Source organism: Pseudorhodoferax soli, assembly GCF_003337555.1.
Classification (GTDB): domain Bacteria; phylum Pseudomonadota; class Gammaproteobacteria; order Burkholderiales; family Burkholderiaceae_C; genus Pseudorhodoferax; species Pseudorhodoferax soli.
On sequence record NZ_QPJK01000005.1, the window covers coordinates 282916 to 294874 of the forward strand.

Consider the following 11959-nt stretch of genomic DNA (forward strand, 5'->3'; position numbering starts at 1 on the left):
CATCCATCGCACACCCTGAGAACCATTCCATGAACACACAGGCCAAGGCGGCCAGCAGCTTCGCGCCGCTGCGCCAGCCCGTCTTCCTGATGCTGTGGGCCGCCACCATCCTGGGCAACATCGGCAGCTTCATGCGCGATGTGGCCAGCTCCTGGCTGATCACCGACCTGTCCGCCAGCCCCACGGCCGTGGCGCTGATCCAGACGGCGGCCACGCTGCCGGTCTTCCTGCTCGCGATTCCCGCGGGCGTGCTGTCGGACATCCTGGACCGCCGGCGCTTCCTGATCGGCGTGCAGATCCTGCTGGCCTCGGTCAGCGCCGGGCTGCTGACGCTGTCCGCCATGGGCATGCAGTCGGTCGAATCGCTGATCGCGCTGACCTTCCTGGGCGGCGTGGGCGCCGCGCTGGTCGGGCCGACCTGGCAGTCCATCGTGCCCGAGCTGGTGCCGCGGTCCGACCTCAAGAACGCCGTGGCGCTGAACTCGCTGGGCATCAACATCGCGCGCGCCATCGGGCCCGCGGCAGGCGGCCTGGTGCTGGCCAGCTTCGGCGCGGCCGTCACCTACGGCATGGACGTGCTGAGCTATGTGTTCGTGGTCACGGCGCTGCTGCTGTGGCGCCGCGCGCCGCAGACCGAGAACGCGCTGTCGGAGGACTTCCTGAGCGCCTTCCGCGCCGGGCTGCGCTATGCGCGCTCCAGTGCCGAGCTGCACCGGGTGCTGGTGCGCACCTTCGTGTTCTTCCTGTTCGCCAGTGCGGTCTGGGCCTTGCTGCCGCTGATCGCACGCCAGATGCTGGGCGGCACCGCGAGCTTCTACGGCGTGCTGCTGGGCGCCGTGGGCGCCGGTGCCATCGGCGGCGCCGTGCTGCTGCCGCGCCTGCGCGCGCGGCTCAGCGCCGACGGGCTGGTGCTGCTGGCTGCGCTGCTGTCGGCCGGCGTGATCGGCGGCCTGTTGTTCGCGCCGCCGCGCTGGCTGGCCATCGCGCTGCTGCTGGTGCTGGGCGCGGGCTGGATCATCGCGCTGACCACGCTCAACGGCGTGGCCCAGGCCATCCTGCCGAACTGGGTGCGCGGCCGCGGCCTGGCCATCTACCTGATGGTGTTCAACGGCGCCATGGCACTGGGCGCGTTCAGCTGGGGCATGGTGGCGCAGGCCGTGGGCTTGCCCACCGCAATGCTGCTGGCGGCCTGCGGCCTGGCGATCACCGCGCTGCTGTTCCACCGCCTGCGGCTGCCGACCGGCGAGACCGACCTGGAACCCTCGCAGCACTGGCCCGAGCCGCTGCTGGCCGAGCCGGCCGCCAACGACCGCGGGCCGGTGATGGTGCAGATCGAGTACCGCGTGCGTCCGGCCGACCGCACCGAGTTCCTCAAGACGCTGAGGGGCCTGTCGGCCGGGCGGCGCAAGGACGGCGCTTACGCCTGGGGCATCACCGAGGACACGGCGCAGCCCGAGTTGCTGATGGAGTGGTTCCTGGTCGAGTCCTGGGCCGAGCATCTGCGCCAGCACCACCGCGTGTCGAACTCCGACGCCGACCTGCAGGGCGCGCTGCTGAAGTTCCACATCGGACCGGGCAAGCCGGCGGTGCGGCACTTCTTGTCGGTGTAGCGGGCGGCGCGCCCGGCCTGCATCACGGCCGGGTGGGCTGCGGGCTGCCGCCGGCTTCCAGGGCCTGCGCCATGCAGGCCATCAACGCGTCGGTCGTGAAGGGCTTGGTCAGCAGGCAGCAGGCGCCGAGCGCTTGGGCGCGTGCGGCGTAATGCGCGCCCTGGTGCGCCGTCATGAAGATCATGGGCTGCACATGGCCGAGCGCCCGCAGCCGCTCGGCCAGCGCAAAGCCGTTGAAGCCCGGCATGACCACGTCGCTGAGGAAGCAGGAGAAGTCGGCCAGCATCGGCGATGCGAGCAGCGCGTGCGCATCGCAGAACTTCTGCGAACCGATGTCGAAGGACGCCAGCAGACTGCCGATCGCCTCGCGCAGGGATGCATCGTCGTCGACGATGGCGACGACAGGACCGGCCATCAAGCGGAGTCTCCACGTTGGAGCCTGCCCACCCGACACCACAGGTCGGGCACGGGGGAAAGCAGGCGGTGCGGGGCTTGCGCGGCGAAGCGCAGCGAGAGCGGGCCGCTCGGCATCGAACGGCGTGCAAAGATCGTAACCGTTCGACACGCGGTGGCCACCTATACCAAAGCATCAGTGGCGCGGGGGCGGGCGCCACCGTCCGATCGAAGCCACAGCAGGCGGCGCGGTGCGCATCGTTATACCAAGGCTCAATGTTCAGAACAGGCGGCGCTCCCTATCGTCGGGGCCAGTCTGAACCTTTGCCTGGAGATCATGGTGCAAATCGCCGACAGCTTTCTCGACCACGGGCGCGTGCCGGTCGCGGTGTACCACCGCGACCCGCTGCTGTGCCTTGGCATCCTCGCGTCGCTGCAGGACGTTCCCCGGCTCGACGCGCGCGCCATCGACTCCTTCGACGCCATGGCGCGGTGGCGCGACACGGCCCCCGGCGGTGCTGTCGTGGTGTGCGACTACGAGACCGGCGCGGCGCTGGCCGAGGGCATGGGACGCTACCAGGGCGCGCCCTGCGTGATGGTCGTGACGCAGCGCGACCGCGAAGCCGATGTGCAGAGCGCCCTGGCGCGCGGCGTGCAGGGCTATCTGCTGGTCGGCTGCCGGCTGGACGAAGTGGTCGAGGGTGTCTTTGCGCTGAGCCGTGGCCAGCGCTTCCTGTCGGCCTCGGCGGCGCAGCGCGTGGCGGACCGCATCTGCTATGAGGCCCTCACGCCGCGCGAGGACGAGGTGCTGCGCTTCGTCGCGGTGGGCTGGAGCAACAAGATGGTGGCCAACCGGCTCGGCGTGACCGAAGGCACGGTGAAGAGCCACGTCAAGGCCATCCTCGGCAAGCTGGCCGTGCGCACCCGGACCGAGGCCGCGAGCGTGGCGATGCGGCGCGGGCTCGTCATGCCCGACGCGGGCGCCGCAACGGCCTCGCCACTGGCGCTGCGGTCCGGGCCCCTGCGCTACGAGATGTCCCTGGCGGCCTAGGGAACCAGGACGGCGGAGCCAGGCTAGCGCGGCTCTGGGTGGCCCGCGCGCGGCGCGCCCGTCACGCCCAGCCGCTCGGCAGCCCGCACGAGATCGGCCAGCGTGCGCACGTCGAGCCGCTCCATGACCTGGCGGCGGTGCACCTTGACGGTGATCTCGGTGATGCCGAGCTCCGCTGCGATGACCTTGTTCATGCGTCCGGCTGCCACCAGGGCCAGCACTTCCTTCTGGCGCGGCGACAGCGAGGCGAAACGCTCGCGCAGGCCGATGTCGCGCTGGCGCGATTCCCAGCGTTCGCTGTCGCGGGCCATGGCGGTCTCGATGGCGGCGAACAAGTCTTCCTGGACGAACGGCTTGGTCAGGAACTCGACGGCACCGGCGCGCATGGCGCGTACTGTCATCGGAATCGTGCCGTAGCCGGTCAGGAACACGATGGGCAGGTCGTGGCCCATGTCTTTCAGGCGAGCCTGCAGGTCGACACCGCTGCTGCCCGGCAACTGCACGTCCAGCAGCAGGCAGCCGCGCGTGCCTGGCTCGGCGACACGCAGGAAGTCTTCCGCACAGGAGTAGACCTGCACACCCATGTCGACGGAGCGCAGCAGCGAGGCGATGGAGGCGCGCAACGAGGCATCGTCCTCGACGATGTGAACGGTGAAGGAGAAGGGCATGTTCACGTGCGGGCGGCCTCCATGGCGGCAGGAGAGCATGCCCACGCGGATTGTGCCTTGGTGCCGTGGCCGCGACCGGCGGCACCGCTGCGGCGGAACGGGCGGTTCAGCCTGTGCGCCGGGACTGCAGGTCGACCCAGGCGACGTAACAGAACGCGCCCGCCAGGCCGACGTGCTCGAAGAAGGCGTTCATGGTGGCGAACTTCTCCGCCGCAGGAACGGCCCAGAAGCGGTTGGCCAGCAGGCTGGCCATGAGCGTGAACGCGGCCAGCGCCAGCGCGCCCAGCCAGCGGAAACGGTTGAGCAGCACCATCGCGCTGCAGCCCAGTTCGAGCACGATCACCGCGAGCGCGAAGAGCGGGGCCGGTGCCATGCCGAAATGGACCATCTCCGCCACGGCACCAGGGAAGTCCAGTGCCTTGACGAGGCCGCCCTGCAGATAGGCCCCGCACAGGGCCAGCAACGCGAGCCAGCGCAGCGCGGCCCACAAGGCGCTCGGTGGCGCGGCCGTCGTTGCGGGGGCGGTCGATGGGGTGCTGGCGGTGCGGGTGGTCGTGTGCATGGCGGTGGTGGGAATCGGATGGCTTCCGCACCAGTCTGCATGGCTTGTCGCCGCCTGGCATCTTCCGTCGGAGGGAGTCGCCGGCGTGGACCGGGTTCTTTCGGCCGCGGCGGGAGAGGGGGCAGCGGGTCAAGGTGGAGATGGCGTGCATGGGGCAGTCGACGCTAAGGCATGCACTGGCGCCGGTCTTGAACGGACGTGCTGTTTCTGGAACGTTGTTGCCGCGCCGCCAGCGGCGGGGCCGAAAGCCGCAATCCATCGGTGCGGCTCTGGCGCTGCGTGGGCAGTGGTTGCGCCATCCGGCTCATCCCGGGCGATTCCACGCGACCGCGCCACTCAACCAACAGCCGATGACCGCCCCGGCGGCGTCGAAGCGCGCGCGCACGGCAATGGCGGAGGGCCGGCCCATCGCTTCACCTTGCCGTACGGTGCAGGTGACCGGCGCAGCGGCCGTGCCGACCGCGATGCTGCCCTGCGCGGCAAGATGGCCCCACAGGGCCGCTGCGGCGATGCCGGTCGCGGCGTCTTCCGGGTAGCCAGACGCCTTGGGAAACTGGCGCGCGGCCACGGTGGGCTCGCCCGCCGCGCCCGGCGCGTCCAGCGCATAGGGATACAGGCCCGTGGAGTCGATCGAGGCGCACAGCGCTTCCATCGCTGCGAAGTCGGGCCGCAGTGCCTGGAGCGACGCCACATCGTGCATCGGCACCAGGGTCTTGACGCGGCTGGTGCGCGCATTGGTCATCGCTGGGATGCCGGTGCCGGGCAGCCGCAGCACGGCGCCCACGCGCAGTGCCTCCTCTCCCTTCAGCGTCGCCACCTGCACGGCCGGCTGCGACACCCATACCCGCTGGCTCGCCTCGTCCCATTCGGCCTCGACCAGGCCGCTCAGGGTTTCGACGCAGGCCGTGGGCGATGTCCACCAGCCCCATTGCCGCAGGGCCCACAGTGTGCCGACCGTCGCATGGCCGCACATTTCCATCTCGTGCTGCGGCACGAAGAAGCGGAAGCGCCAGTCGGCACGCCTGGCCACGGGCTTGAGCACGAACGCCGACTCGTGGCCGGTGGCGTGCGCCATCCGCAGCATGTCCTGCGAGGACAGCGCCGACGCATCGGCAACGAGCGGCACCGGGTTGCCGCCGCCATGGCCGCCGATGAACACATCGACCTGCCGCAGTTCACCCGCCGATGGCGGCGCTGCGGGCGACGTGGATGCCTGGCGCTCAATCAATCTTCGCTCCCACGGCCTTGGCGATGCGGCCCCAGTAGGGGATGTCCGCGGCGACGGCGGCCTGCAGTTCGGCCGGGGTGCCAGGGCGGGCGTTGATGCCCTTGGCGGCCAGATCGGCCGAGACCGCGCGGTCGGCCAGCACCTTGTTCAGCGCCTGGTTGAAACGCTGCACCACCGGCATGGGCGTGCCCTTGGGGAATGCCACGCCATACCAGAGCGACTGCGTGAAGTTGGCGATGCCCTGCTGCGCGAAGGTCGGCACGCCGGCCAGCAGTGCGTTGGGCGCGGTCGTCGCCACGGCGACCAGCTTTCCGCTGCGGATGGCCGGCACCAGCCCGGCCGGGTTGTCGAACATCAGCTGCACCTGGCCGCCCATGAGGTCGGTGTAGGCCGGGGCCGCGCCGCGGTAGGGCACGTGCACCAGGGGCACGCCCGCATGGGCCTTGAACTGCTCGCCCAGCAGATGCGACACGGTGCCTGCGCCCACCGAGGCGAAGCTGTAGCGCTCCGGGTCGCGCTTCAGCGCGGCGACCAGCCCCTTGACATCGGTCACGCCCAGCGACGGCTGGACCGCCAGCACATAGGGCGACGTGGCGACGAAGCCGGCGTAGACGAAATCGCGCGCAGGATCGTAGGGGAGCTTCGGGTAGACGCTCACGCTGACCGCGTGGGTGCTCGTGGTGGCCAACAGGGCGGTGTAGCCGTCGGGGGCCGCCTTGGTGACGTAGGCCGAGCCGATGGTGCCGCCGGCCCCGGCGCGGTTGTCGATGACGACGGGCTGCCCCAGCTCCTGCTGCAGTTGCGGCTGGATGCTGCGCATGGCCACATCCGTGCCGCCGCCCGCAGGGAAGGGCACCACGATGGTGACGGGCCGACTCGGCCAGCTTTGCGCCACGGCAGCCAGGGGGGCAGCGCAGGCGCCAAGCAAGACTGCTGCTGCGGTGGTGGCCAGCGAACGCCGGCGCGCGTGAGGTGGGGGTGTTGGTGGCACGGAGGATCCACAGGGCATGACGATCGCCCCATGCTAGGAACAGCGGCGCACATGTGCGAACCCAAACACGACAGCACGGCAACCCATTCGCGACACGCGACACGCGACACGCGACACGCGCCACACGGCGGATGGCGCGCGGCACGCCGCACGCCGCGCCGCGGCAATGTCAGCCGGGCACGCCGCGCAGCAGCCGGTTCAGGTGCCCGCTGTGGGTGAAGCCGAGATGCGGGCTGATGCTGGAGGGCGCCATGCCCTGGGCGATCAGCTCACGGGCCTTGGCGGCCAGCAGGAGCCGGCGGATCGCGACCGGGCTGCTGCCCAGCTCGACGGCGCAGGCGCGCTGCAGACGGCGCACCGACACGCCGAGTTCGCCTGCCACCATTTCCACCGTGGGCATGGCGGTCTCCAGGTCCAGGGCGCGGGCATAGCACTTGAGCATGCGCTGGGCCACCGACTCGGCCTGGTCGGCGCGCGCCGGATGCAGCCACTGGCACGGCTGGCGCGCGGCCAGTTGCGCCACGAGCGCCTGCACCAGCGGCTCGGCGCCGGCCGGTGCCAGCGTCGGCGCGGCCAGCGCATCCAGCATCGCGACGGTTGCCGCATCCAGCCTGAACACGCCGAAGCGGCTGCCCTTGCCGAGCAGTTCTGGGCGCAGGTACAGCTCGCCGTGGCGTTGTCGGGACGCCGCCGATCGCGTGCTGTGCGCGGCCGACACCGGCAGCAGCAAGGCCGAGTGGCGCACGAGCTGGAGCGCCTGCGGGTCGGTGCCGGGCTCTGTCATCCAGCGGCTGTCGAGCGCGCCGACCTGTGGCCAGAGCAGCATCGCGCAGTCGTGCATGTGCCAGTCGAAGTGGTAGTTGGGCTGGCTGCTCTGCCGCAGGAAGTAGCCCTGCTCAGCGGTGTCGGCCAGCTTCGACGACAGTGGGATGGAGATGGCCATGGCGTTCCTCATGGAGGCTGGGCAAGCGATTTCCGGGCCATCCCGTTCGTCGTCCGTGCTGCCGGAGGACTCCGAACACAGCGGCCGTGCCGCTTGCAGCCACGGTGAAGCTTACACCGTGCGCCTGCAGAGGCCTCGCAGGCGCACACGGATCGCGCGTTCGGGCCCGCCGCAAATCCCGGCCCACCCCGAAAGGGTGCGCAGGGCGGTCCTTCAGTCGCTGTAAGCCTGTCCCAGCCTGTCGAGCATGCGCATCAGTGCAGGCCAGTCGTGCAGCTCGCTCCCGTCGGGCTCGCAGAACTGCCGGGCGACCTTGGCGGCCACCGCCTCGCTGCATTCCCGTACCGCGGCGCCGCCCGCCAGTGCCGCGATCTGGGCCTGGCAGGCGCGCTCCAGGTAGAACATCAGGTCGAAGGCCGCGCGCACGGTCTCGCCCGCCGTCAGCAGGCCGTGGTTGCGCAGCACCATCGCCTTGTTCAACGGCCCCAGGTCGCGCACCAGGCGCGGCTGTTCGTCGGCGTCCAGCGCAACGCCCTCGTAGTCGTGGTAAGAAAGCGCGCCATGGAAGCGCATCGCGTGCTGCGACAGCATGCGCAGGCCTTGCTCCTGGGCCGCCACGCCGATGCCGGCTGCCGTGTGCGTGTGGATCACGCAGTGCAGGTCGGCGCGGGCGCGATGGATGCAGCTGTGGATCACGAACCCTGCTGGGTTGCACCCCAGGCCGGTGGGGTCCAGCAGGGCCCGGCCTTCATGGTCGACCTTCACCAGGTTGGAGGCGCTGATCTCGTCGAACATCAGGCCGTAGGGATTGATCAGGAATTCGCCCGCCGTGCCGGGCACCCGTGCCGAGACGTGGGTGTAGATCAGGTCGGTCATGCGGTAGTGCGCGAGCAGGCGGTAGCAGCCTGCCAGGTGGACGCGCTGCGTCCATTCCGCGTCGCTGACGCTTTCCCGCACCTGCGGGTAGATGTGGCGCTGGCTCATGCGGTGAAAGGGCTCTGGGCCGCGGCAGCGTGCGCCGCGGCCTGGCCGGGAATGGCGGCGACCAGCTCGCGCGCATAAGCACTGGCGGGCCGCAGGAACACGTCCTGCGCCGGGCCGATCTCGACCACCTGGCCGCGCTGCATCACGGCGATGCGGTGGCACAGGCGCGCCGCCACGCGCAGGTCGTGCGTGATGAAGACCATGCTCACGCCGAGCCGCTCGCGGATCGACTCCAGCAGGTCGAGGATCTGCGCCTGCACAGAGACGTCGAGCGCGGAGACGGCCTCGTCGGCGATCAGGATCTCGGGCTCCATCATCAGCGCGCGTGCGATCGACAGGCGCTGGCGCTGGCCGCCCGAGAACTCGTGCGGGAAGCGGTCGAGCGCACCGGGATCCATGCTGACCAGTTCCAGCATCTTCAGCATCCGGGTGCGCACCTCGGCTGCGTCGGCACCGAAATTCAGCGGCCCTTCGGCCAGCGTGAGGCCGATCCTGCGGCGCGGGTTGAACGAGCGGAACGGATCCTGGAACACCATTTGTACCCGCTTGCAGTAGCTGCGCGCAGCGGCGCCGGTCAATCCGCCGACCGGCGCGCCGTCGATCAGGATGTCGCCCGAGGTCGGCACGGCGAAGCGCGCCAGGCAGCGGCCCAGCGTGGTCTTGCCCGAACCCGATTCACCGACGATGCCCAGCGTCTCGCCGCGCGCCAGTTGGAGGGAAACCCCCGCCAGCGCATCGACGCGGCGGCGCTTGGACTGGAAGATCGACTTGGTTTCAAAGCGCATGCCGAGATCGCGCACCTCGAGCGCCGGGGCCGCGGCCGTCTGCAGCGCCACGGCACGAAAGTCGCCACGCGGGCGCGCGTCGAGAAGCTGCCGCGTGTAGGGGTGCTGCGGATGGTGCAGCACCTCGGCCGCCGTGCCCTGCTCGACGATGCGGCCCGACTGCATGACCACCACGCGGTCGGCGATCTCGGCCACCACGTCGAAGTCGTGCGTGATGAACAGCACGCCGTTGTCATGGCGCCCACGCAGCTCGTTGAGCAGGCGCAGCACCTGGGCCTGCGAGGTCACGTCCAGCGCCGTGGTGGGCTCGTCGGCAATGATGAGGCCGGGCTCCATCGCCAGGGCCATGGCGATCATCACGCGCTGGCGCTGGCCGCCGGACAACTGGTGCGGGTAGGCGTGCTGCAGCGTCTCCGGATGCGGCAGCCGCACATCGCCCAGCAGGGCCAGCACCCGTTGGCGCACGGCGTCGCGCTCGAGCGCCTTGCCATGGAACTCGAAGACCTCGGCGATCTGCTCGCCCACGCGCATCAGCGGGTTGAGCGCGGTCATCGGCTCCTGGAAGACCATGGCCATGCGGTCGCCGCGCAGCTTCTGAAGCGTGTCGAGGCCGGCATGCGTGATGTCGCGGCCGGCCAGCAGGATCTGGCCGCTTTCCAGCGTCAGCACGCCCTTGGGCAGCAAGCCCATGATGGCGCTCGACGTGACCGACTTGCCAGAGCCGGATTCGCCGACGATGCAGACGATCTCGCGCGCCGCGACGGTCAGCGAGACATCGTCGACGGCATAGCGGCGGTCGCCGCCGCCGGGCAGCCGCACCTTCAGGTGGCGGATGTCGAGGATGGGGCCGGTGGAGGCGGGGCGGGTGGTCGCGTTCATGGCATCAGACCTTGTTCTTGCGCGAGAAGCGCGGATCGAGCCGGTCGCGCAGCGCGTCGCCGAACATGTTGACGGCGAGGATCAGCAGCGCGAGGAAGATGCCAGGGCACAGCACGATCCACGGGGCGCGCTGGAAGAACGGGCGGCCCTCGGAGATGATGGTTCCCAGGCTCGGAATCTCGGGCGGGAAGCCCAGGCCCAGGAAGCCGAGCACGGCTTCGGTCAGGATGGCGGCCGCGCAGACGAAGGTGGCCTGCACCACCAGCGGGTTGATGGTGCTGGGCATGATGTGGCGCCACAGCACCTTCAGCGTCGGCGTGCCGGAGCCGACGGACGCCTCCACGTAGGGCGCTTCGCGCACCGACAGCACCACCCCGCGCACCAGCCGCGCGATGCGCGGGACCTCCGGGATTGCGATGGCGATCACCATCGTGGCGATGTTGGCCCCGCCGAGCGAGACCATGGCCACGGCCAGCAGCAGGCCGGGAATGGCCATCACGCCATCCATCACGCGCATGACCGGCGCGTCCAGCTTGCGAAAGTAGCCCGCGGCCAGGCCGATGGCCAGGCCCACGATCACCGAGATCAGGCTGACCAGCGCCGCCAGCGTGATCGACAGGCGCCCGCCGTAGAGCACGCGGGACAGCAGGTCGCGCCCGAGCGAGTCCGTTCCCAGCCAGTAGACCGGGGAGGAGGGCTGCAGCCGAGCGCGCGGCGTGAGTGCCGCCGGGTCGTGCTGGGCCAGCAGCGGCGCGCCGACCGAGATGGCGACCAGTACCAGCAGCAGCACCAGGGAGCCCAGCATGACGGGGTCCTGGAGCACGGCGCTGGCGCCTTGCCGAAGCCGCGAGGGCGGCGCGGCGAGCGGGAGGGAGGGGGCGATGGACGATGGCATGGAAGGGCTCCGGGGCGGGCGCGGCTCAGTAACGGATCCGTGGATCGAGCAGCACGTAGCTCATGTCGATCAGCAGGTTGACCAGGACATAGATGAACGAGAAGAACAGGATCGTTCCCTGCACGACGGGGTAATCGCGCGCCAGTACCGCGTCGACGATCAGGCGACCGACGCCGGCGATGTTGAAGATGGTCTCGGTCACCACCACGCCGCTGATCAGCGCGGTGAGCGCCACCCCGACGATGGTGACGATCGGGATCGCCGCATTGCGCAGTGCGTGGCGGAACAGCACGTAGCGCTCGGTCACGCCCTTGGCGCGTGCGGTGCGCACGAAGTCCTCGCCCAGCACGTCGAGCAGGCTGGCGCGTGTGATGCGCGTGATCAGGGCCACGAACACCATGGACAGCGTCAGCGTGGGCAGCAGCATGTGCGCAGCGTGCGCGGCCAGCCCGTCGGCCAGCGGCGCGTAGCCCTGCACCGGCAGCCAGTTCAGCTTGACCGAGAACACCAGGATGAGCACATAGCCCACCACGAACACCGGCACCGAGAAGCCCAGCACCGCCACGGCCATGATGCCGCGGTCGGCCAGGCTGCGGTGGCGCCAGGCGGCCAGCACGCCGAGCGGAATGGCCAGCGCGATGGTCAGGCCGATGGCCCAGGCGGCCAGTGCGAACGTGGGTCCCAGCCGCGTCTTGATCAGCTCGGTGACCGGCAGCTTCGACTGGATGGAGTGGCCGAGGTCGCCCTGGGCGAGCGCACCCATCCAGCGCAGGTACTGCGTGGCGATGGACTGGTCGAGCCCCATCTCCGCGCGGATCGCGGCGATGGTCTCCTCGCTCGCCATGTCACCGGCCATGACACGGGCGGGGTCGCCCGGCGCCAGCCGCAACAGCAGGAACACGACGGTGGCCACGATCAGCATCACCGGGATGGCGGCGAGCAGGCGTTTGAGTACAAGTTCGAGCATGCG

The 11959-nt window shown here is 70.3% G+C and carries 12 protein-coding genes; 2 read left to right on the plus strand and 10 right to left on the minus strand.

Annotated features, from left to right (window positions below; genetic code table 11):
* Positions 1-29: 29 nt before the first annotated feature.
* Positions 30-1610: an MFS transporter gene (locus DES41_RS19210; RefSeq protein WP_114469266.1), complete on the plus strand. Its 1581-nt coding sequence runs from the start codon at positions 30-32 to the stop codon at positions 1608-1610.
* 22 nt (positions 1611-1632) lie between these two features.
* On the opposite strand, the gene DES41_RS19215 is transcribed toward DES41_RS19210, so the two are convergent.
* Positions 1633-2025, minus strand: a complete 393-nt coding sequence (locus DES41_RS19215) for a response regulator transcription factor (protein ID WP_114469267.1) — start codon at positions 2023-2025, stop codon at positions 1633-1635.
* A 315-nt stretch (positions 2026-2340) separates the two neighbouring features.
* Here DES41_RS19215 and DES41_RS19220 point away from each other — a divergent pair, with 315 nt between their 5' ends.
* Positions 2341-3054 (plus strand): response regulator transcription factor, encoded by a 714-nt coding sequence (locus DES41_RS19220; protein ID WP_114469268.1) that lies wholly within the window; start codon positions 2341-2343, stop codon positions 3052-3054.
* Positions 3055-3077: 23 nt separating this feature from the next.
* Here the strand turns inward: DES41_RS19220 and DES41_RS19225 are convergent, their stop codons facing one another.
* The 9 genes from DES41_RS19225 to DES41_RS19270 all read right to left on the minus strand — a co-directional run bounded on the left by DES41_RS19225 (position 3078) and on the right by DES41_RS19270 (position 11956).
* Complete coding sequence (locus tag DES41_RS19225) at positions 3078-3722, minus strand: response regulator transcription factor (protein WP_114469533.1); 645 nt, start codon at positions 3720-3722, stop codon at positions 3078-3080.
* 106 nt (positions 3723-3828) lie between these two features.
* On the minus strand, positions 3829-4284 hold the full coding sequence (locus DES41_RS19230) for a DoxX family protein (RefSeq protein WP_114469269.1): 456 nt from the start codon (positions 4282-4284) through the stop codon (positions 3829-3831).
* Between the two features lie 304 nt (positions 4285-4588).
* Complete coding sequence (locus DES41_RS19235) at positions 4589-5512, minus strand: PhzF family phenazine biosynthesis protein (protein WP_342769670.1); 924 nt, start codon at positions 5510-5512, stop codon at positions 4589-4591.
* Positions 5505-6521 (minus strand): Bug family tripartite tricarboxylate transporter substrate binding protein, encoded by a 1017-nt coding sequence (locus DES41_RS19240; protein WP_114469270.1) that lies wholly within the window; start codon positions 6519-6521, stop codon positions 5505-5507. The genes DES41_RS19235 and DES41_RS19240 overlap by 8 nt, the downstream gene beginning before the upstream one ends.
* A 151-nt stretch (positions 6522-6672) precedes the next feature.
* On the minus strand, positions 6673-7446 hold the full coding sequence (locus DES41_RS19250; RefSeq protein WP_114469271.1) for a helix-turn-helix transcriptional regulator: 774 nt from the start codon (positions 7444-7446) through the stop codon (positions 6673-6675).
* Between the two features lie 213 nt (positions 7447-7659).
* Complete coding sequence (locus tag DES41_RS19255; RefSeq protein WP_114469272.1) at positions 7660-8430, minus strand: class II aldolase/adducin family protein; 771 nt, start codon at positions 8428-8430, stop codon at positions 7660-7662.
* Positions 8427-10094, minus strand: a complete 1668-nt coding sequence (locus DES41_RS19260) for an ABC transporter ATP-binding protein (RefSeq protein ID WP_114469273.1) — start codon at positions 10092-10094, stop codon at positions 8427-8429. Before DES41_RS19260 ends, DES41_RS19255 begins: the two co-directional genes overlap by 4 nt.
* 4 nt (positions 10095-10098) lie before the next feature.
* Entirely contained in the window at positions 10099-10989 is an 891-nt protein-coding gene (locus tag DES41_RS19265) for an ABC transporter permease (protein WP_114469274.1), read from the minus strand.
* Between the two features lie 25 nt (positions 10990-11014).
* Entirely contained in the window at positions 11015-11956 is a 942-nt protein-coding gene (locus DES41_RS19270; RefSeq protein WP_114469275.1) for an ABC transporter permease, read from the minus strand.
* Positions 11957-11959: the final 3 nt, after the last annotated feature.